20 protein-coding genes are annotated in these 19,695 nt (G+C 62.5%); 14 read left to right on the forward strand and 6 right to left on the reverse strand.

All coding sequences use genetic code 11. The features are described from left to right. Positions 1-11: 11 nt before the first annotated feature. From LJF34_RS17780 to LJF34_RS17800, 5 genes are all read left to right on the forward strand, one after another. Positions 12-1,190, forward strand: coding sequence for an AGE family epimerase/isomerase (locus tag LJF34_RS17780; RefSeq protein WP_231186645.1), 1,179 nt, complete (start codon positions 12-14; stop codon positions 1,188-1,190). Positions 1,191-1,260: 70 nt separating this feature from the next. Further along, positions 1,261-1,512 (forward strand): hypothetical protein, encoded by a 252-nt coding sequence (locus tag LJF34_RS17785; protein WP_231186646.1) that lies wholly within the window; start codon positions 1,261-1,263, stop codon positions 1,510-1,512. Positions 1,513-1,571: 59 nt separating this feature from the next. Further along, positions 1,572-2,072 carry a hypothetical protein gene (locus tag LJF34_RS17790; RefSeq protein WP_231186647.1) on the forward strand — a complete coding sequence of 167 codons (501 nt, stop codon included), beginning with the start codon at positions 1,572-1,574 and terminating at the stop codon, positions 2,070-2,072. Between the two features lie 396 nt (positions 2,073-2,468). Beyond that, positions 2,469-3,239 carry a HAMP domain-containing protein gene (locus LJF34_RS29275; protein ID WP_342765882.1) on the forward strand — a complete coding sequence of 257 codons (771 nt, stop codon included), beginning with the start codon at positions 2,469-2,471 and terminating at the stop codon, positions 3,237-3,239. Next, on the forward strand, positions 3,182-4,786 hold the full coding sequence (locus LJF34_RS17800; RefSeq protein WP_231186714.1) for a methyl-accepting chemotaxis protein: 1,605 nt from the start codon (positions 3,182-3,184) through the stop codon (positions 4,784-4,786). Before LJF34_RS29275 ends, LJF34_RS17800 begins: the two co-directional genes overlap by 58 nt. Positions 4,787-4,831: 45 nt before the next feature. On the opposite strand, the gene LJF34_RS17805 is transcribed toward LJF34_RS17800, so the two are convergent. Continuing rightward, positions 4,832-5,392, reverse strand: a complete 561-nt coding sequence (locus tag LJF34_RS17805; protein ID WP_231186648.1) for a metal-dependent hydrolase — start codon at positions 5,390-5,392, stop codon at positions 4,832-4,834. Between the two features lie 106 nt (positions 5,393-5,498). On the opposite strand from LJF34_RS17805, the gene LJF34_RS17810 reads away from it, so the two are divergent. The 3 genes from LJF34_RS17810 (at position 5,499) to LJF34_RS17820 (ending at position 8,057) form a co-directional block, all read left to right on the forward strand. Next, positions 5,499-5,774, forward strand: a complete 276-nt coding sequence (locus tag LJF34_RS17810) for a hypothetical protein (protein WP_231186649.1) — start codon at positions 5,499-5,501, stop codon at positions 5,772-5,774. A 2-nt stretch (positions 5,775-5,776) separates the two neighbouring features. Continuing rightward, complete coding sequence (locus LJF34_RS17815; RefSeq protein WP_231186650.1) at positions 5,777-6,916, forward strand: DUF4350 domain-containing protein; 1,140 nt, start codon at positions 5,777-5,779, stop codon at positions 6,914-6,916. A gap of 64 nt (positions 6,917-6,980) precedes the next feature. Then, on the forward strand, positions 6,981-8,057 hold the full coding sequence (locus LJF34_RS17820) for a MoxR family ATPase (protein WP_231186651.1): 1,077 nt from the start codon (positions 6,981-6,983) through the stop codon (positions 8,055-8,057). Between the two features lie 82 nt (positions 8,058-8,139). Here LJF34_RS17820 and LJF34_RS17825 read toward each other — a convergent pair whose 3' ends face one another. Both LJF34_RS17825 and LJF34_RS17830 read right to left on the reverse strand, forming a co-directional pair. Continuing rightward, complete coding sequence (locus LJF34_RS17825) at positions 8,140-8,805, reverse strand: ABC transporter ATP-binding protein (RefSeq protein WP_231186652.1); 666 nt, start codon at positions 8,803-8,805, stop codon at positions 8,140-8,142. Between the two features lie 30 nt (positions 8,806-8,835). Continuing rightward, positions 8,836-11,961: an ABC transporter permease gene (locus LJF34_RS17830; RefSeq protein WP_231186653.1), complete on the reverse strand. Its 3,126-nt coding sequence runs from the start codon at positions 11,959-11,961 to the stop codon at positions 8,836-8,838. A 376-nt stretch (positions 11,962-12,337) separates the two neighbouring features. On the opposite strand from LJF34_RS17830, the gene LJF34_RS17835 reads away from it, so the two are divergent. After that, positions 12,338-12,898 carry a type 1 glutamine amidotransferase domain-containing protein gene (locus LJF34_RS17835; protein ID WP_231186654.1) on the forward strand — a complete coding sequence of 187 codons (561 nt, stop codon included), beginning with the start codon at positions 12,338-12,340 and terminating at the stop codon, positions 12,896-12,898. 16 nt (positions 12,899-12,914) lie between these two features. Here the strand turns inward: LJF34_RS17835 and LJF34_RS17840 are convergent, their stop codons facing one another. Beyond that, positions 12,915-13,457, reverse strand: a complete 543-nt coding sequence (locus LJF34_RS17840; protein WP_231186655.1) for a uracil-DNA glycosylase — start codon at positions 13,455-13,457, stop codon at positions 12,915-12,917. 450 nt (positions 13,458-13,907) lie between these two features. On the opposite strand from LJF34_RS17840, the gene LJF34_RS17845 reads away from it, so the two are divergent. From LJF34_RS17845 to LJF34_RS17865, 5 genes are all read left to right on the forward strand, one after another. Continuing rightward, positions 13,908-15,143, forward strand: coding sequence for a transposase (locus LJF34_RS17845; protein WP_231186656.1), 1,236 nt, complete (start codon positions 13,908-13,910; stop codon positions 15,141-15,143). Positions 15,144-15,223: 80 nt separating this feature from the next. Next, positions 15,224-15,712, forward strand: a complete 489-nt coding sequence (locus LJF34_RS17850) for a DUF892 family protein (protein WP_231186657.1) — start codon at positions 15,224-15,226, stop codon at positions 15,710-15,712. A 92-nt stretch (positions 15,713-15,804) separates the two neighbouring features. Continuing rightward, positions 15,805-16,092, forward strand: coding sequence for a hypothetical protein (locus tag LJF34_RS17855; protein WP_231186658.1), 288 nt, complete (start codon positions 15,805-15,807; stop codon positions 16,090-16,092). Positions 16,093-16,178: 86 nt separating this feature from the next. Further along, a complete protein-coding gene (locus tag LJF34_RS17860; RefSeq protein ID WP_231186659.1) occupies positions 16,179-16,682 on the forward strand; it encodes a DUF2243 domain-containing protein in 504 nt (167 codons plus the stop codon). Positions 16,683-16,691: 9 nt separating this feature from the next. After that, positions 16,692-16,895: a hypothetical protein gene (locus LJF34_RS17865; protein ID WP_231186660.1), complete on the forward strand. Its 204-nt coding sequence runs from the start codon at positions 16,692-16,694 to the stop codon at positions 16,893-16,895. Positions 16,896-16,944: 49 nt separating this feature from the next. Here LJF34_RS17865 and LJF34_RS17870 read toward each other — a convergent pair whose 3' ends face one another. Continuing rightward, complete coding sequence (locus LJF34_RS17870; protein ID WP_231186661.1) at positions 16,945-18,195, reverse strand: sulfite oxidase; 1,251 nt, start codon at positions 18,193-18,195, stop codon at positions 16,945-16,947. A 98-nt stretch (positions 18,196-18,293) separates the two neighbouring features. Beyond that, entirely contained in the window at positions 18,294-19,625 is a 1,332-nt protein-coding gene (locus tag LJF34_RS17875; protein ID WP_231186662.1) for a DUF389 domain-containing protein, read from the reverse strand. Positions 19,626-19,695: the final 70 nt, after the last annotated feature.

Consider the following 19,695-nt stretch of genomic DNA (forward strand, 5'->3'; position numbering starts at 1 on the left):
AATCACAACCCATGACCACGCTGAACTATCGCGACCCCCGACTGCTTCGACGCGAGATACTCCGCGTCCTGAACTTCTACTACCCCGACTGCATCGACACCCGCTACGGCGGGTACGTCGCCCAGTTGGACGAACGCGACGGCTTCGTCTACGACGGCCGGACGAAACACCTCGTCGCCACGGCGCGGGCCGTCCACAACTTCAGCGTCGGCGCGCTCATCGACGGCCCCGTCTGGTGTCGGACGGCCGCAGAACACGGCCTGTCGTTCCTCTCGAACCACCAGTGGGACGCCGAGAACGGCGGTTACGACTGGATACTCGACGGTCGGGACGCCGCGGACGACACGAGATTCTGTTACGGCCACGCGTTCGTCGTGCTCGCCAGCGCACGGGCGCTCGAAGCGGGGATTCCGGGCGCGGGGGCGGAGCTCGAACGCGCCGTCGAAACCCTCGACCGGCACTTCTTGGAACCGGACCACGGAGTGTACGCCGACCGTGCCGACGGCGAGTGGGAGGAGGTCGCCCCGTACCGCGGCCTGAACGCGAACATGCACACCTGCGAGGCGATGCTCGTCGCGCACGACGTGACCGGGGACGACCGCTACCTCGACCGTGCGTACGGTATCGCCGACTGCATCGCCCGCGACCTCACGGCGGAGACGGACGGCCGACTGTGGGAGCATTACGACGCCGACTGGACGCACGACATGGGATACAACGAGGACCAACCGAACCACCAGTTCCGCCCGTGGGGCTACCAACCGGGCCACCATCTGGAGTGGTCGAAACTCCTCTCGCTCCTCGCCGAATACCGCGACGACTCGTGGCTCGAATCCACCGCCCGCGACCTGTTCGACTGGGCGGTCGAAACCGGATGGGACGAGAAACACGGCGGCTTTTACTACACCGTGGACGAGGACGGTGCGCCCGTCGTCGCGGACAAGTATGGTTGGGCGGTAACCGAGGGAATCGGGGCGGCGGCGCTCCTCGGGCGGGATGACGAGGCGTATCTGGACTGGTACGACCGTCTGTGGGAGTACGGGGAATCGAACTTCGTCAACCCGCGACACGGGAATTGGTTCGAACGACTGTCCCCGACGAACGACCGCGACGACCCGAACCGCGGGACGGCGGTCGAACCGGGCTACCATCCCATCAGCAACGCGTTCATTGCGATGGACGCGTTTTGAGTTGGTTTAACGCCGCTCCGCCCTTCCACTCGCGGGTGGATTTATTCCCTTCGGTGGCTAGTGGGTGTGTATGCGTTCCATTCGCCTTACACGCGCATTGAGTCGTGCCCGTCACGCCGCCATCGGTGCCGCCATCGGCGGTGCAATCGGTGGATTCATCAGTCGAAACGCGGCGAGTACCGGCGGTGCAATCGGTGCACTGATCGGTGCGACGGTCGGTGAAACGCGAGTATCCGCCCGTTCACGAATCGACCAAGTGAGAGAACAGAGTCAGAAAGTCAAAGAACAAGGGCAGAAAGGCGTCGACCGGGTTCAACAGTAACCGTCGTCGGTTCGAGGCCGGTCCCAAACGATTTCTATCGAACGTCCCAATCGTCGGGTATGGATGACGAGAGTTCCCTCTCCACCGATGAGTTCGCGGAGTACTGTGAGACGCAGGCGGGCCTCCTCTCCGGACACGTCGAGACCATGGCGTCGGAGGCCGACGAGTTGTTGGAAGAGGTGGACGAGGGAATCGCGGCGGTCCGGTCCCGTCTCGAAGACAACGGTTCGGGGACCGTCGATGGCGACGACCCGGAAACGGACGACGGACTCGACTCGAAAGCGGACGAAGCAGACGTCGCGGCGGTGACGGAACTGGAGGAGGACCTCGCGGAGACACGAGCGGTCATCGAGGCCAAACGCGCACGGATGGTCGCATTTCGGGAGTTGGCCGACGCATACCTCTCGCTCGCCGAGGAACTCCGCTCGGACGTGGACGACGGCCGGGAAGCCATGGAACGCATCGTTCGGTTCGAGGCCGACCACGACGCGCCGACCTACTTCGACGACCGACTGACGGTGTATGAGGCTGCCACGTCCGATAACACGGAGAGGGAATAGTTTCGCCTCCCTTTTTCTTTCACTCATCGGTGTTTTGAACACGACTTTCCGAACCACGCCGTCCCGCTTTCTATTACGTGTCGAGACCCGGTTCGGGGTTGACCACGCTGGTGGCGTCGAAAACCGTCGGCAGGATTCAGAAAAATACGAACGGGTTCCGTTGAAACCCTGAATCACGTGCGATCGCGTAATTTTTCGTGTTTTTCCGCACCCGAACACTAATAGTCCAAATTATCTACAAGATCATCTAACTATAAATAGGGTGATTCCGAAGCGACTTCTTATATGAGATGGTGTCATCTGAAATACCGGTATTTCAAATGACCAATATCTGGTCTCAAAAAAAAGTCTATGCTAGATAACATTACAATCAAATGGTTTGATTTACGGGCCAAGATGGTATTCGCATTCGTCCTCGTCGCGACGTTGGTCGCCGTGACGGGTGCGGTCGGGTACGTGTCGGTGACGTCCATCGATAACGAGACCCATCTGGTCGAGGAAGACGGACGGAAAATGGACGCCTCGGCGGAGATGATAATCGCGATTAAACAACAACAGACGGCGGTCCGGGACGCTCAGCTCGGAAAATCGGGAGCCCAAGCAGCGTTCACGGAAGGGAACGACTACTTCGATATTCAAGCGAGTACGTTGGAAACGACCGACCTGAGCGCTCAACAGCAAAAACGGTTCACCACGATTCGATCCCAACAGAGCGAGTACAACGACCTCGGACAGGAGTTCTTCGAAGCGAAGGCGGCCGGAAACGAGGACCTCGCAGAACGGACGGTCACGCAGATGAATCAGTTGGAAGCGGGGATGGAGGAGAACGCCCACTCGTTCGAACAAGCGGCCCAGGACGATATGGAGGGTCAAGTGGCTCTCGCCGATAGAACCGCACGGGAGAGCCATCTCGCGATTCTCGCCCTGACCGTCGTCGCGTTCATCGCGGCGATCGCGATCGGCCTGTTCGTCGCCAGACGTATCATGTCGCCCGTCGACCAACTGTCCCAAGCGGCCGCCGCCGCGAGCGAGGGTGATCTCGACACACACCCCTCGACGACCACGTCGAAAACGACGAACTCGGTCGGATGGTCACCGCCTTCAAGGACATGCAACGGAATTTGCGCGGCGTTTTCGGCGAACTCGATACGGTCAGTCGGAATCTGAACGCGGGGAAACTGGATCAGGACATCGATATCGATTACCCCGGAGCCTACGGGGAAATCATGGAGAACATGGATGCCGGGAACGACCAACTCTCACGAAGTTTCCGAGAGATACGAACCGCGAGCGATTCCCTCCGGGATGGCCACCTCGATCGGCGCATCGAGACGGAACAACCCGGACAGTACGGTGACGTTCTGAACGGTCTCGAAGCCGGAATGACGCAACTGTCGGAGAGTTTCGCCCAAGTTTCGTCAGCGAGTGCAGGGTTGAAAGCGGGACGACTCGATCAGGACATCGACGTGAATCAACCCGGTCAGTACGGGGAGACGCTGGAGGATATCGCGGACGGAACCGACCAGCTTTCGAAGAGCTTTGCGCAGATCGCGACCGCGAGCGACGGGTTGAAGGCGGGTCTGCTCGACCAACGAATCGAGACCGAGTATCCCGGTGAGTACGGCGACGTGATGGACGACCTCAAGGACGGTATCACGCAGCTCGGCGATAGCATCGAAGCCGTCCAGGAGATCGCGGACGAAGTGGCCGACTCCAGCGAGGAAGTGATGTGCAGTACGGAGGAGATCGAACAGGCCAGCGGGGAGGTGGCTGAATCCGTGGAGGAAATCTCGTACGGTGCCGAAAACCAGAGCGAGAGTTTCCAAGAAGTTCTCGGAGAAATGAACGACGTGTCGGCAACCGTCGAGGAAATCGCTTCGGCGGCGGACGAAGTGGCTACGACCGCCTCGACGGCCGTCGAACGATGCGAAACGGGTCAGGAGTACGCCTCCGAGGCGACCGATGAGATTCAGTCCATCGAATCACAGGCGACCGAAGCCGTCACGAAAGTAACGGCGCTCGACGACGAGATGAAGGAGATCGGAACGATCGTCGAGATGATCACCACGATCGCCGAGCAAACCAACCTCCTCGCGTTGAACGCGAACATCGAGGCCGCACGCGCCGGTGATGCCGGTGAAGGGTTCGTCGTCGTCGCAAACGAGATAAAGGAACTCGCGGAGGAGACGGGACGAGCGACGAACGAAATCGAAGCCAGCATCGCCGAGATTCAATCGACGACGACCGAGACGGTCGAAGGAATGGAACTGATGAGCGACCGGGTCGAAACGGGATCGGAAACCATCGCGAGCACCATCGAAATGTTCGACGAAATCGCGGACGCCAGTCGACAGGCGGAAGGTGGCATCAAAGAAATCAGCGACGCCACCGACGAGCAGGCCTCCTCCTCGGAGGAAGTCGTTGCGATGGTCGACGAGGTGTCCCGAGTGAGTCAGCAAACCGCGGCGGAAGCGAGTACCGTCTCGGCAGCGACCGAAGAACAGACCGCTTCGCTCTCGGAAGTGTCCGGAAACGTCCAACACCTCTCCCGACTCGCCGATTCGCTCCACGAGCACGTTTCGAACTTCGACGTGATGGACGGCACGGAGGTAACTTCGACTGCTACGAGCGGGACGACATCGACCAGAGCGGACGGCGGGTCCGCTGTGACGGAAACCGATCCCGATTCGTCGTCCGAAACCCGAGACGACTGAGCGCTACGGGAGCTGAAAGCGTCAGCAATCGATCCGTTCCCATCACTACCGTTCCCCGACGTGGTCCTGATTCCTCGTCGGCCATAGGTTTCGAACCTCGTCCCAGCCCGGCGCGCCGTCGTCGAGCCACGCGAGGAACGCCACTCCAGCGAGGGCGAACTGGAGGAGGACGAACGGGGTCGGGTCGAAGTTGGCGAAGTGAGCGAGGAAGCCCGGTTGCGTGTCGTAGGTCGGTAATGGGGTGAAGGGCCACAGCAGGAAACTCATCCCCCCGAACTCCCCCTGCATAAGCGGCTTCACCGAGTCCATGGCGAGGTGGCTCAGGTAGCCGATGGCGAACGCACCCAACGGAAGCCGTCTGTCGTATCGCCGCGCACCGACCCAGAGGAGGGTGAGGAGGAGTCCCGCGGTTATCGCCGAATGGGTCAGCGAGCGCCCGGTGGGGAGCACGGCGAGCGTCCACGCGAGCGGTTTGTCGATCAGGTCCGGAAATTGGCTGCCGAACGCGACGGCCACGGCACCGAGGGCCGACGCCTGGCGTTTTTCGTACCGACACCACAGCGAATAACAGAGGTAGCCGACAGCGAGGTGTCCCCAGGGCCACATACGTATCCGTTTCTCGAACACGATGGTAGGTATTTCGGCTCCGAAACCCGAACCGGATGCCGAGGACCGATACTTTGGTAAGTCCCGTGCCTGTGGTTAATTGTAGATGTCGACTCAACGTCGTCAACGATTCATCCACGCACAACTCGCGTGGATGCTCGCCTCCCTCCTCGTACTGGCGGCGCTCGGGTTTCTCACGCTCGAACTGTTCTTCGTCCTCTCGCTCATCGGCCTCCTCGTCATCGTCGAACTCACCGCTCCGTTCAACGTGACGCCGCGATGGCGACGACGGCTGCGGTGGCTCATCGCGCTCGGATTGGTCGTCTTCGGTGTCATCGTCGTTCGAAGAATCCTGTCGATACTTCCCGCGGGGGTGTTCTGAGCGTGAAACGACCGACGGAGTACCCGACGCCGACGCTCGTTCTCGGCGCGCTCGCCGTCTTCATCGTACTGTTCCTTCTCGTCGCCGCATCGACGTCGAGCGCTTCGTTCGGCGCGTACAACGGTGCGTGGGACGGGACGAGCAAGCTTCGCGACGTCGCGACGGGAGTCGGTGCGGACCCGGAAATCGGACACGACACCGCCGCGTACTCGCGCGTCTCGCCCAACGATACCGTGGCGTTCGTCCTCTCGCCGGAGGGGAATTACTCGGAGACCGACCGGACTCGCATCCGTCGGTTCGTACAGCGGGGCGGGACGCTTCTCGTCGCGGGCGATTACGGCCCCGGACCGAACCGGTTGCTCTCGGCGCTCGGGACCGACGCGCGACTCGACGGCCGCCCGATTCGCGACGACCGGCGAAACTTTCGCTCGCCCGCCCTGCCCGTGGCCGGAAACGTCTCGAACCACTCGCTCGTGGCGAACGTGTCGGCGCTTACGCTCAACCACGGGACGGCAGTGACCCCGAACAACGCGACCGTCCTCGTCCGCACGTCCGGATTCGCCTATTTCGACGCGAACCGCAACGAAAAGCTGGATAAGAGCGAGTCGATTTCGTCGAAACCCGTCGCTACCGTCGAACGATTCGGTGACGGGCGGGTAATCGTCGTCGGGGACTCCAGCGCGATGATCAACACGATGCTCGACCGTCCGGGTAATCAGGCGTTCGTCCGTGCAGTCATCGGCGACAACCGGACCGTCCTGCTCGATTACTCGCACACGTCGCGCCTCCCACCGCTCGCGCTCGCGGTGCTCCTGCTTCGGGAGTCCTCGGTGTTGCAACTCCTCGTCGGCGGTGGTGGCCTCGTGCTCGTGTTTATCTGGGGACAGCAACCCGAATCCGTTCGTCGTCCCCTGTCGTCGGTACGGTCCCGATTCGCTGGTGGGACGAGGGATTGGCGAGACGATGCGTCGGGCGAACCGGCGGACCGCTCGGAGGACCGAACGACGAGTCGCCCCGACTCGATTCCCGCGGAGATGTCCGAAGCGGCGATGGTCGCCTACGTCCGCGACCGGCATCCCGACTGGGAGTCAGAACGCATCCGCCGCGTCGTCGCGGCCCACCGCGACGAACGCTCCGAGTGACGACATGTATTCCCTTCAACGAACCCGTTGATTTATCTTCCCTGCTATGATAGACGTGGCAACCATGGACCCCGAGGCTGTCTATGCCGCCCTGTCCGAAGAGATGAACGATGTCCTCATCGGCAACGACGACGTCGTGGAGGGAATCACCGTCTCGCTGCTCACTCGCGGACATATCCTTCTCGAAGGCGTCCCGGGAGTGGCGAAGACGACGATCGCGAACGCTTTCGCACGCGCGACGGGATTGGATTTCACGCGCGTCCAGATGACCCCCGACCTGCTCCCGGCCGATATTACGGGAACCCACGTCTACCGGGAGGGAACCGGGGAGTTCCAACTCCAACGCGGCCCGATATTCACGAACCTGCTCGTCGCCGACGAGATCAACCGCGCGACGCCCAAGACACAGAGCGCCCTTCTGGAGGGGATGCAGGAACGAACGGTGACGATAGAGGGAGATACCCTTCCGCTGCCGTCCCCGTTCATGGTCATCGCCACGCAGAACCCCATCGAAATGGACGGGACGTACGAACTTCCAGAGGCACAACGCGACCGATTCCAGTGTAAACTCGTGGTCGAACTCCCGTCGGACGAGGACGAACTGCGACTCATCGACCGATTCAACGAGATGCCCGACCTCACCCCCGAGGACCTCTCGCAGGTCGTCACCCTCGACGACATTCTCGACGCACGCGAGGTGGTACGAACCGTTCACGTCGCCGAGTCGGTCAAGACCTACATCCAGTCGCTCGTGAGTGCCTCCCGTGACCACTCGGACATCACACACGGCGGATCGCCGCGTGCGACGCTCGCGTTGCTCCACACCGCGAAAGCGCGGGCGGCAGTCCACGGGCGCGACTACGTGATCCCCGACGACGTGAAGGCGCTGACGGTGCCCGTGCTGCGTCACCGTCTCGTGTTGAGTACTGAAGCGGAGCTGAGCGACCGTTCGACCGTCGAAGTCGTGGACGACCTCTTGGATGCGGTGACGCCGCCGAACGGAGCGAACGAGGAGGATATCGATGACTCGGACGCCGACTTCGAATCGGACGCCGATTTCGATTCGGATCGCTCGAACGTCGATTCGACCGACCCCGACTCCGTCGACGCCGGGCGTCCCGACCCGTCGAACGACGACTGAACGCGTCCGTTTGTTCGTGGCCATGCGTCACGGCGCTCGTCGCGAGCGGGACCCGCGGGAGATGGCCACGCGTTCCCGACCGTTACGCCGTCTCGGCGCGTATCGTCCCGTCCTCCAGTCGAACCACGTCGTCGAAATGGGGCGTCAACTGCATGTCGTGGCTGATGACGACGAGCGCGGTATTCGCCGTCTCCTGGAGTCTGAACAGCAAGTCGAGAACTTGATCCGTCGTGTCGGGGTCGAGTTGCCCGGTCGGTTCGTCCGCCAGCACGATCGCGGGGCGGTTCGCCAGCGCGCGGGCGATGGCGACCCGCTGTTTCTCCCCGCCCGAAAGCGTCGCCGGGTACTGGTCCGCGCGGTCGGTTATCTCCAACCGCTCGAACAGGGTTTCGAGCCACTCCTCGTCCCGTTCACCGGTGTGTTCCTGCGGGAGCGCGGCGTTCTCCCATGCGGTCAAATCCCCGATGAGCTGAAAATCCTGAAAGATGAAGCCGAGCGTCTCGCGGCGCAGTTTGGCGCGCTTTCGCTCGGAGAGCGAGGCGGTGTCCTCCCCCCGAATCGTGACCGTCCCGTCCGTCGGCGTGTCGAGCAGTCCAAGTACGTTGAACAGCGTCGTCTTTCCCGCGCCGCTCGGCCCCTGCACGAGGAGTTGTGCGTCCGTCGGTATCGAGAGCGACACGTCCTCGATTACCTCGTTGCCTCCTCGAACGACGCGGACGGCGTTCGCTTCCAGTACGGTTTCGGTCATATGCTCGCCCGCACATACAATCGTCCTCGCCTAGTCTTTTGCGGTTCCACGAGGAGCGTGTCCCGCCGGTCGTTCCGGATACGGCCCGTCGCGTTCCTCGCGTGGTTTCGGTCGGTTCGTCGTGCCCCGTTGGACCGCCGTCGGTTCGGCGACGAGGTACGGAAGCGCCGCGATGAGGACGCTCAGACCCATCAGGACGAGCGCGCTCCCCACCGCGAGGAGCAGTATCGGGAGCGGAAGCCGCGTCGAAAGCCGGATTCCGAAGACGGTGAACAGCCCGGTGACGGCGAGAAGGCGTATCGCCGCCAGCGCCGCGGCGAGCGCGAGGACGATGGCCGGAATCGAGAGTCGGCAGGCGTCGGCGAGGAGCAGCCGAACCAGTTGCGCTCGCGTCGCACCGGTGGCCCGATACACGCCGACCGCGCGGCGTCGCGCGTGGACCGCTTGGGCGAACGTCGCCGTCGTTCCGCCGACCGCCGTCAGTCCGGCGAGAACCACCATCACCAACAGGAGGAGGTTGAAGTTGCCGAACACGCCGCGGATCGCTTGCCCGAGTCCGCTTCCGCTGGCGTAGTCGGTGTTCTGGGCGAGCGTGGAGAACGTCCGGTCGTCGCCGTGGACGGTGAACGAGTCCGTCGCGATCGTTCGCCCGCCGGACACCAACCGAACGGAGTACGTCCCCGTCGCCAGCCGATCCGACGATTTACCGGAGTCGGACTCCTCCGCCCCGCCGACTTCGGTCGTCGTGACGGCCGTTTCGTACGGGCCGAGGGAGACGGTTTTCTCCACCGTCCCCGTCGGCGTGACGAGCGAGACGGTTCGGGTAATCGGGACGTGCCACGGGTTGAACACGACGAGCTTCGTGGTCGGACGGGAGCCGATACTCACGCTGTCCGGCGAGACGCGGACGCTTCCGATGAGCGCTCGCGACGCACCCGACGCCACGTGTACCGTCGAAGTGTTCGTCCGGTTCCCCTTCCGGACGGTCAGGTCGTAGGTACCCTCCTCGTCCGGCATGGGAACGACGGCGACGCCATCCTCGTTCGTGCGAGCGGTTCGGCTCCCCACGCGCACCGTCGCTCCCGAGACGTTCGCTCCGTCTTCCGTGCGGACGGGCACCGCCATCGTCGCGCCCGGCGGTGCCTGTGAGGGCAGTTTCGGCACGGCGAGCGGCGCGTGGCGATACACCTCCACCGATTGCGTGTACGATTCGACGCGAAGCGTCTTGTTTCCGAGCGACGACGCCGACACGTTCATCGTTACCGTTCGACGTTCGCCGCCCGAGAGCGTGACCGTGCGCGATGTCGAATCGGACCCGAGGCTCGCCGTCAACTGTCGCTTTCGTTCCGACGAACGGACGTTTCGCACCGACACCCGTACCGTCATCCGCGTTCCGTTGACGACGGCGTCCGGTGCTGAAACGCTGCTGACGACCACGTCCTGCGAGTTCGACTCCGACTGCGAGAGGCGCGCTCCGCCCCCGGACGTTCGGATGAAGTGGACGGTTCCGGGGTTCGTCGAGAGGTCGTGTGCGGTCGGGAGCGGAACGACCAGTTGGTCGTCCCCGATTCCCTCGGCCGCGTACACGCCGGAAATCGTGACGCGGGTGAACGCGGGCGAAGAGGCCCCGCCGAGCGTGAGATTGTCGCCGACGCCGACGTTCAGCGTCCGCGCGAGGTCACGGCCGATGACGGCTTCGTACTTGTTTCGCGGCGCTCGCCCACGGACGAGCGACGCGTCCGACACCGCGGCGAACGAACTCCAGTTCGCCCCTCTGGCGAGGTACGGCTGTCCGTCCCGGAGTTGGACGGCGATGATTTCCGGGCTGGCTTTCACGCCCTGCTGACGGAGCAGGTCGGCGTATCCGGCGTCGACCCTGCTCGCCATGGGATAGGGCGCTCCGGGTTCGGTTATCGTTCCGCCCGATGTCGTCGCCAGCGGGGCGAGGACGCCGACCAGCGACCCGACGAGCAGGACGATGAGGACGAAGATGGTTAATATCGTCGCCGCCGGAACGACGGTTCGCCAGCGGAGGACGGTCGGTTCCACGACCGACGGTATCCTTCCCGAAACCGTCGACCGGCGCGTCCCCGTCGATTTTCCGTTCCGTCGGTACGACCGCCCGAGGCGGGACGGCGGCGTGGTCGTCGCGGGTCGAACGGCCAGCACGCCCGCGCCGACGCCGGCGAACAACAGGCAGGCGAATCCGGGGAGGAGAACCCGGAGGACGGCCGGTGTGACCGAGGGAGACAGGGAGATTCGAAGTCCGGCGGCGACCGCGCCGTTGACGACGGCCCTCGTGAGAATGATGCCCACCGCGTACCCGAGCGCGATGCCGACGCCCGTGAGCAGTCCGGCACGCGCGCCGAAGAGGGCCAGAAGACTCCGCGGCGTTCCGCCGGTGGCGCGAATGACCTTGATGGCGTCCAACCGGTCGCGGACGCTCATCCGGGTGACGTTATACACGACGACGAGGACGAGGACGCCCCCGCCGACGGTTGCCAGTCCCAACAGGTTCACCACGTCTCCCATTCCCGCGATGAAGTAGCTGTACAGGCCGGGCGTGACGACGCCCCGAACCGCGGTTTGCACGCCGTTTCCGCCACCCTTCGGCGTCGTATCGACGACGTACGCGCCGGTCGTCCCCAGCGACCGAACCGTCGCGGGGTCGCCGACGTACCACGATTGCGGGAAGACGGACTTCTCGGCCGACGCCGGGGAAACCGCTACCGTCTTCGTTCGTTCGGTTCCCGCGAACCGCTGGCGCGTACGCTCGTCGACCGGACCGGCGAGCGTTCCGTCGGGGGGTGGTTGGGGGAACCGCGCCTCCCGCCACGCGACGGAGATGTCTTCGAGAACCCTGGGGGCACCCTTCGGAACGCCGATGACGTACCGAGTCGCCCCGTTCTGCCTGACGGCGGCGGTGGGAAGTACGATGTCGCCGTTCGCCGCCGCCGCGTTCGCCCCGTCGAGCGAGTCGTAGTGCGTGACGGTCATCGAGTCGTTGAATCCGGAGGAAATCGCCGACGTCTGCGTGTTTACCGCGACCAGCAGTATCGTCGTCCCCACGAGAAACGCCGTCGCTACCGCGATGATGACGATGGTCAGTCGATCACGTCGTGACCACTGCGTACACAACCCCCGTTGATACCCCATTCGAGCCCCGTGTTCGGGGTATCATAACCAACATCAAGAGTATGAGCCGCTTGAAGAACCGTACCCGCTCCTTTCCCACTTGGGATCACTTGAACCAACACGGATTCCCGGGCCACATCTGCGGCCCATACTCACTACGGCCTGAACACCGCCCGAACGCACCCGTCTTCCTCGTGTTTGAACATCTCGTATCCCCGCGGCGACTCCTCCAACGAGAATCGGTGCGTTGCGAGGTACGATGGGTCCATCTCGCCTCTCTCGTGGTTCAGAACCGGGGAACGTACTTCTGCTCGTCCCTTCGGCACGTTCTCACGTGTCTCCGTGTTCTGCCACTGGCTTTAGGGAAATCGGCGGGGTATCGCCGACGGGGATTACGATGGCAGACACACTCACCGATACGAACGTCGCGATTTTCATCGCCTCGCGAGGTACCGAAGAAGTCGAATTCACCGAACCCAAGGAGGCCGTCGAGGACGCCGGCGCGAACGTCGACGTCGTCGGTGCAGAGACCGGCGAGGTCGAGACGGTCAACCACGACCTCGAAGAAGGCGGCACCTACGACGTCGAACGGACGTTCTCGGATGCGTCCGCGGACGAGTACGACGCCCTGTTAATTCCGGGCGGCACCGTAGGGGCGGACACCCTACGCGCTGACCAAGACGCGGTAGGGTTCGTCCGGGACGTCTTCGACGCGGGCAAACCAATCGGCGTCATCTGCCACGGCCCGTGGACGCTGGTCGAGGCGGACGTCGTCGAGGGTCGGACGCTGACCTCCTTTCCCAGCCTGCAGACCGACATCCGCAACGCGGGCGGGGAGTGGGTTGACGAGGAAGTCGTCGTGGACGAGGGACTCGTCACCAGTCGCAAACCCGACGACCTGTCAGCGTTCTGTGACAAGGTCGTCGAGGAGTTCGAGGAAGGGAAACACGAGCGCTAACTGACCCTCGCCGCGATCACGTCCGTTCGAACGCCGCCTCCAAATCCCGTTGGAGTTCCCCTTTTTTGCTTTCGTCGTAAAACGTCGCCGCCGGGTGGTACGTCGGAACGACATCTCGGCCGTCCATCCCGAACGTTTTCCCGTGGACGTCCGAGACGTTCTCGTCCGTATCGAGTATCTCGCGCGTCGCAAAACTCCCCAGCGGCACGATGACCGACGGGTTCACCCGCTCGATTTCCTCCCGCAGGACGGGCCACCACGCGTCTATCTCGTCCCGGTGTGGGTTCCGGTTCTCCGGCGGTCGAACCTTCACGAGGTTGGTGATGTACAACTCGTCCCTCCCGACCTCGATGGCATCCAGCGCGCTGTCCAACCGACCGCCCGCGCTGCCGACGAACGGTTCTTCCTCCTCGACTTCCCGTTCGCCCGGGGCCTCGCCGACCACCATCACGTCGGCGTCGAACGGACCGACCGACGGGACGAAGCGCGACCGTTCGTAGTGTTCGTCCGGAACCGCCGCGAGCACGTCGTCGAACTCGGATTCGAACGTCGAACGCATGGATACCCGTTCGGCGGCGAGCACCGAAAACCGACCGGCTGATGGCCGATGGCACGCTTCGAATAGAGCGCAATTACCGTTCGACCGCTCCTTTGCCCCGATTTTACCTGAATTGTAGGCGCTAAGCCCCCTTCCTCAGGGAGCGCCGAATGGCGCGAGCAGAGAGGGGATACGGCGTCCCCATAAATCTTCGATTTCTGGTGTGCGAACGAGACGCGAAGCGTCTCGTCAATGCCGTCATCATCTGTTCGTACACACTGTTCTATCGCAGGCCCACAGGCCTACGTTCCACAAAGGTCATGCGCATAGAGTAGCATAATACGCATATAGTGAGACGGAAGAACCTCACCATCCGCGACGACCAAGCCAAGTGGGTAGAGGAAAACCACCTCAACCTCTCGTCGTTTCTCCGTGAGAAACTCGACGAACTTATCGAGAAACGCGAGTAGCATGTACTACGCCTACAAATATCGTCTCAAGCCGTCCGACGCTCACCGTGAAGAGTTGGATCGCCACCGCGATATTTGCAGGCAATTATACAACCACTGTCTCTACCGACTTGATGAGTGCCGGGAGAACCACGGGACGCTCCCCTCCATGTCCTCGCTTCGATCAGAACTCCCCGACCTCAAGAAGTGGTGGGACGGACTATCCGATGTGTACTCTCGGACTCTCCAAATCATTGTAGAGCGGCTTTTCGACAACCTCAAAAGCCTCTCTAAGCTCAAGGAGAACGGCTACGGCGTCGGTCACCTCAAGTGGAAATCACCACGGGAGTTTCGCAGTTTCACCTACAGTCAGTCTGGCTTCAAGCTCGACAAGAAGGGCGGTCAGACTGTCCTGTCACTCTCGAAGCTTGCGGACATACCGATTCGGCTCCACCGCGCAATTCCCGACGATGTAAAACTCAAGCAGGTTACGCTCAAGAAAGAGCCGACGGGTGAATGGTTCGCCACGTTCGGTGCCGAAGTAGACCGCGAACCACCCGAGAAACCCGAGACTCCGGAGAAGGTTGTTGGTATCGACGTTGGGATTCTCAAGTACGCTCACGATACCGATGGAACTGCTGTCGAATCGCTTGATCTCTCGGACGAACGCGAGCGGTTGGAACGCGAGCAACGAAAGCTCTCGCGGAAGGAACATGGGTCAAACAACTACGGGAAGCAACGGCGACGAGTTGCGGAATGTCACGCCGACCTCCGGCGGAAGCGCCGCGACTTCCTCCACAAACTCTCGAACTACTACGCTCGGGAGTACGACCTCGTTGCTGTTGAAGACTTGAATGTCGCCGGAATGATGCAGTTCGATTCGAATTCACGCAACCGAGCAGCCGCCGCGTGGGGCACTTTTCTCCGGCTGCTCGAATACAAGTGTGAACGCGAAGGAACGCATTACATTCCGGTAAACCCGCAAGGGACGACCAAAGAGTGTGCGGCGTGCGGTGTGTCGTCCGACAAGCCGTTGTGGGTCCGTGAGCATTCGTGTCCGTCGTGTGGATTCACGGCGGATAGGGATTGGAACGCGGCGTATAACATCCTCGCTCGAGGGTTGAAGAAAGCGGATATAGGAGCGGGATGCTCCGAATCAACGCCTGTGGAGACCGCGCTCCCTACGGGAACTGCTGTCGTTCCTGCAAAGCGCGTCATCGAAACAGGAAGCCCCGTCCGCAACGCGCGAAGCGCGTAGGGCGGGGTAGTTCACACGCCCTGAGAATGAAGCCTTGCTCCTCATTGTAGTTGGTCGGCAAAACCTAGCCTGAGATAACAATGACTTCAGATGATACACAAAAGCTGCTCGTAGAGGGACTTCAAGAACTGTATTACGACGAACAGCAACTCGTCGACGCGCTGGAGACGCTCGCCGAACAGACGGACGACGAGAGCGCGAAAAACGCGTTCTCCGAGCATCGCGAGGAGACGCAGGAACACGTCGAGCGTCTCGAAGAGGTGTTCGAGCAGATCGACGAACAACCGCAGGAGCGAGACGACCGCGTGCTGGACGCGCTCATCGAGGAGCACGAGGAGTTCGCCTCGGAGAACGACGGCGAGGTGCTCGACCGCTACAACATCGCCGCCGGACAGAAGACCGAACACTACGAAATCGCCGCGTACGGTAACGTCACGTCGCTGGCCGGGAAACTCGGCTACGACGAGGCGTCGGACATGCTGGCGGAGACGCTCCGGGAGGAGCAGTCGGCCCTCGACGAACTCTCGCAGGCCGGCGAGCAGTTCGACCAGCAGGCGTCAGCCGACTAACTCCGCCACCCCTCTTCGTTTTTATCGGTGTTGAACCACTCTACGAAACGCATCCGACCGGTTACGTTGACGCACTTCGGAGGAGTCCAATAATGACGCTCGTCGAAACGCTGGGAGGGTTGGTATTGGGGGAACGAGTCCGAATAACGGTCGATGACGGCTCGACTATCGACGGGGAAGCGACCATCATCGACTACGACCCGGAGGAGCGACTGCGCGTCGAAATCGAGGGCGACGAGGACTCGCGCATCCGACACGACGTTCGTGCCGACCGGGAGAACGACGACTGGACGACGCCGCGCGCACGACGCTACGCTCCAGACCAGGACGGCTGGGCGGTGCTCGGGGACGTCACCGATGTTCGGGTCGAGGAGCGATGACCGTCGGCTCGATCCGCCTCGGTTTTAAACGACCTGCGAATTGAGCCCCGTCGTCTAATATCGTCGGCCCTGTCCTTCGGAACAGCATGAGTAACGACTTGGATGCTTACAATGGAGCGACACGCCGAGCGCTCCTCGCCGCGGGAATCTTCGGGTTCGGGTTCAGCGGCCTGATAGACGTGCTGGTGCTTCACTTCGTGTTACAGTGGCACCACCTCGTCTCCGGACTTTACCCGCAGACCACGATGGACGGGCTTCGAACGAACATCCTCGCCGACGGTCTGTTTTCCATCGCCATGCTCGTCATCATGGGCATCGGCGCGGGCTTGCTCTGGCGGGCGGAACGGCGTGCGGCGAGTCCGTTGCCCGTTCGTCCCGTCGCCGGGTCCGCCGTCATCGGACTCGGCGTGTTCGACCTCTACGACGCGCTCGTCGACCACATCCTGTTGGGACTCCACCAGCCGCTTTCACGAGGTGGTCGTTACAACCCACACTGGATCGTCGTCAGCCTCCTCATCATCGGGGCCGGAATCTACGTCTACCGAACCGGGTCGAGCGAGGGACGGGAAACGCCGTCCGAAAACGTCTGAATCGGGACGATGACGTCTCAAATTCCCGTGGAAATCGGCGTTTCGGAACTCCCGATAGCGATACGTCCGATCCCGCTTCACGCGGTTTCCTCGCAGACGCCGGTCCCGCACTGGGTCGTGTTGATAGTCGCGGTTCTCGGCCTCTGGGTCGTCATCGCTGGCGGAGTAATGGCAATCGACGGCCTGTTCGATCGACTGTCGTGGGTGAAGTGAAGTCGTGGACGGAGTGAGAAGACGAGCGCTTTCGTGACGTACGCCGTCTTCACTCCTCGACCGTAACGGAGACACGGAGCGGCCGGTAGGCGTTGTTCCCGTACCCCTTCTCGTTCCACGGATACTTCCCGTCCGCAATCCCGCGAAGCCCTTCTTCCGGGTCCGAAACGATCGCCGGTTGCGTGCGTCCTTCCTCGTCGGTCGCCCGCGAGAGGAGCGTATGCTCGCCCGCCGTTGCGTCCCACACGTACCGGAACTTTCGGACGGCGTGGCGGCCGAGATCGGGGCCGACGAACTCGGCGTCGTTCCACGTTTCGCCGCCGTCGACCGACACCTCGACTCGCTCGACGGCGTCGTCACCTGACCACGCGACGCCCGTGATTTCCACTCGCTCGTCGGACGATGCGGCCTCCCGCGTCGGCGACGTGATGAGCGATTTGACCAGTTGGTCGAAGCAGTAGGCGTTTCGAATCCCGTCGGGATTCCGCAGTTGGTCGTCCGTGCTGAACGTATCGACCGATTCGTAGCGCTCCGGTTCGTCGTCCTGCGCCGGGACGATGCGGTACGAGGACTGCTGATACTCGGTATAATCGCGGCCGTCCCTCGATTCCCACTCGTCGCCGGACACCATGGTCTCCATGACGTGCATCCGGTCCACCCATTTGACGCTGTTGTTCCCGAACCATCCGGGGACGAGGAGTCGGAGCGGATACCCGTGTTCGGGCGTCATCGGTTCGCCGTTCATCTCGTAGGCCAACAAGCAGTCGTCCAGCACCTTCTCCATGGGAATCGACCGGCAGAACACGTCCTCGCCCTCCTTGGCTTCCCCGCCCATCACGGACAGCCACAGTCCCTCGTCGGTGGCGGCGTCGTAGTCGTCGAGGATGGCTCGAACCGGCGTCCCGGTCCAGACCGCGCTTCCGACCGCGCCGACCGTCCACTGGTCGCCCTCCGCGTCGGGGTCGAAGTAGCCCCGTCCGTTCCCCGAACACTCCATCATGTGCACGACCGAGTCCGTCTGGTAGTCGTGTCGTATCTCTTCCACCGAGAGTTCGGCCTCCTCGCCGACCATTCCGGTCAGCGAAACCGACCACTCCTCGGCGTCGATGTCCGGCGTGCGGTGGTGGGTCCGAATGTAGTGTTCCTCGCGCGGCGTCAGGTAGGATTCGAGGTGTTCCCGCGACGCCGTCTGTGCGTTTTCCGGGTCATCAGTGAGGACGTCCAATCCCGGATACCGTTCGTCCAGCGACGAACGCTGGCGGTCCGACGGGTCGATTTCACCGCGGTCTTGGGGTGGCATCGTTGGGTTCGTTTTCCACGACGGGTCACTCCTTCGCTATGCTTGCTGATGAAAGTCCGTGTGTGGCAAAATCCTTCTCTCCCGCACGCCGTGAGGTCTCAAACCCCCGGATTCGAGAGTGACCGGTACGCGTTCGAGGAGTTCCGCTCGTTGGCCGTCCCCGACTCGGTGAACTCGACGGTGACGTAGACGTTCCGGTTCGTCCTCCGCTCGATTCGCCGCTCCAACCGGGTGGGAAGGTCGCTATACGCTTTATTGGAACTCCGACTGACGCTCACCGTGACGTTCGCCGGGGTCGACTGCAAGCCAATCCCACCGTACGTCGCTCGGACGCCGGACAGCGTGAGGTCGGAGTACGCGGGTCGGTCGAGCGTCGCCGCCACCTCCCGATTCGTGGAACTACTGAATGCGACGTTCGTCGCGGTCAGAACGCCGGTGCCGACCGTCGCGACCAAGAGGACGAGCAACATCGCGTAGACCACGACTCGCTTTCCGGCGGGAACCGACTCCCGAAGCGAGCCGTCCGAACCCGCCCACCTCGGCCGGTATCCCATCGCGAGGAGCGTGACCAACGCGCCGACGTTGATGGCGAGGATGTTGACCAGCAGCAACAGGAACGCGCCGATGATCAACAGCGGGACGACCCACGCGATGGCGAGTCCGGTCGCCGCCGCCGCCGGAATTATCGCCGCCGCTATCATGACGCCGATGATGGTTGTGGACTGTTCGGTCGTGTACCCGAACGCTCCCACGACCCCGGCGATGAGGGCACCGATGGTCGAGAGCGCGGTGGGTGCGAGACGAACGCCGATGAGTTCGATGTTCGTGATGGACACGCCGGGCGGTACGAACCCCACTTGACGGATACTCCATCCGAACGCCGCGGCGACGAGTATCGCGCTTCCGAGACCGAGTCCCTGTTCTTTGACGGCGTCGGTGAACAAGTCCCAGTCCCCCAGCATGACGCCGGTCGGTGCCGCGAGGGCCGAACTCACCTGCGGCGCGATGATCATCGACCCGATGATGAGCGCCGGTTGGTCCAACAGCAACCCGGCGGCGGCCGCGATAACGGAGAGGAACGTCCCGAGATAGTAGAGTTGATACGGCCACTGCATTCCCCGGATTTTCGCGTGGAGTTCGGATTTCGAGAGCTTCTGTACGGACGCGCTGTACCGTTGCCGGAGTTCGGTGAAGTTTGGTGTCTCGACCAGTTCCGCCTTCGTCGAGACGGTACTGGTGTCCGCGTCTATTTCCGACGCCCGCAACTCGTCGAGAATCGGCCCAACCATCGCGGTCGGTAGGGGAAAGAAAAACAGAATGCTGTTCTCCTCGTCACCGCTCACGACCGTATAGTCGACATCGTACTCGTCGAGAATTGACGCGACGGTTTCTCGTTCGTCCTCCGAAACATGGACGTGGAGCTCTCGCATTGTGTAGTAGACTGGCTTGGGTTTGCTGTATCTTCCGGCCGATGGAGCGACGGATGTAGGGTCTGCGAGG

This window comes from Haladaptatus sp. DYF46 (assembly GCF_021083305.1).
Taxonomy (GTDB): domain Archaea; phylum Halobacteriota; class Halobacteria; order Halobacteriales; family Haladaptataceae; genus Haladaptatus.

Excerpts from the sequence above, each read along its gene's own strand:
- LJF34_RS17780 (WP_231186645.1), top strand. The coding sequence starts at position 12 with ATGACCACGCTGAACTATCGCGACCCCCGACTGCTTCGACGCGAGATA.
- LJF34_RS17785 (WP_231186646.1), top strand. The coding sequence starts at position 1,261 with ATGCGTTCCATTCGCCTTACACGCGCATTGAGTCGTGCCCGTCACGCC.
- LJF34_RS17790 (WP_231186647.1), top strand. The coding sequence starts at position 1,572 with ATGGATGACGAGAGTTCCCTCTCCACCGATGAGTTCGCGGAGTACTGT.
- LJF34_RS29275 (WP_342765882.1), top strand. The coding sequence starts at position 2,469 with ATGGTATTCGCATTCGTCCTCGTCGCGACGTTGGTCGCCGTGACGGGT.
- LJF34_RS17800 (WP_231186714.1), top strand. The coding sequence starts at position 3,182 with ATGCAACGGAATTTGCGCGGCGTTTTCGGCGAACTCGATACGGTCAGT.
- LJF34_RS17805 (WP_231186648.1), bottom strand. The coding sequence starts at position 5,392 with ATGTGGCCCTGGGGACACCTCGCTGTCGGCTACCTCTGTTATTCGCTG.
- LJF34_RS17810 (WP_231186649.1), top strand. The coding sequence starts at position 5,499 with ATGTCGACTCAACGTCGTCAACGATTCATCCACGCACAACTCGCGTGG.
- LJF34_RS17820 (WP_231186651.1), top strand. The coding sequence starts at position 6,981 with ATGGACCCCGAGGCTGTCTATGCCGCCCTGTCCGAAGAGATGAACGAT.
- LJF34_RS17825 (WP_231186652.1), bottom strand. The coding sequence starts at position 8,805 with ATGACCGAAACCGTACTGGAAGCGAACGCCGTCCGCGTCGTTCGAGGA.
- LJF34_RS17830 (WP_231186653.1), bottom strand. The coding sequence starts at position 11,961 with ATGGGGTATCAACGGGGGTTGTGTACGCAGTGGTCACGACGTGATCGA.
- LJF34_RS17835 (WP_231186654.1), top strand. The coding sequence starts at position 12,338 with ATGGCAGACACACTCACCGATACGAACGTCGCGATTTTCATCGCCTCG.
- LJF34_RS17840 (WP_231186655.1), bottom strand. The coding sequence starts at position 13,457 with ATGCGTTCGACGTTCGAATCCGAGTTCGACGACGTGCTCGCGGCGGTT.
- LJF34_RS17845 (WP_231186656.1), top strand. The coding sequence starts at position 13,908 with ATGTACTACGCCTACAAATATCGTCTCAAGCCGTCCGACGCTCACCGT.
- LJF34_RS17850 (WP_231186657.1), top strand. The coding sequence starts at position 15,224 with ATGACTTCAGATGATACACAAAAGCTGCTCGTAGAGGGACTTCAAGAA.
- LJF34_RS17855 (WP_231186658.1), top strand. The coding sequence starts at position 15,805 with ATGACGCTCGTCGAAACGCTGGGAGGGTTGGTATTGGGGGAACGAGTC.
- LJF34_RS17860 (WP_231186659.1), top strand. The coding sequence starts at position 16,179 with ATGAGTAACGACTTGGATGCTTACAATGGAGCGACACGCCGAGCGCTC.
- LJF34_RS17865 (WP_231186660.1), top strand. The coding sequence starts at position 16,692 with ATGACGTCTCAAATTCCCGTGGAAATCGGCGTTTCGGAACTCCCGATA.
- LJF34_RS17870 (WP_231186661.1), bottom strand. The coding sequence starts at position 18,195 with ATGCCACCCCAAGACCGCGGTGAAATCGACCCGTCGGACCGCCAGCGT.
- LJF34_RS17875 (WP_231186662.1), bottom strand. The coding sequence starts at position 19,625 with ATGCGAGAGCTCCACGTCCATGTTTCGGAGGACGAACGAGAAACCGTC.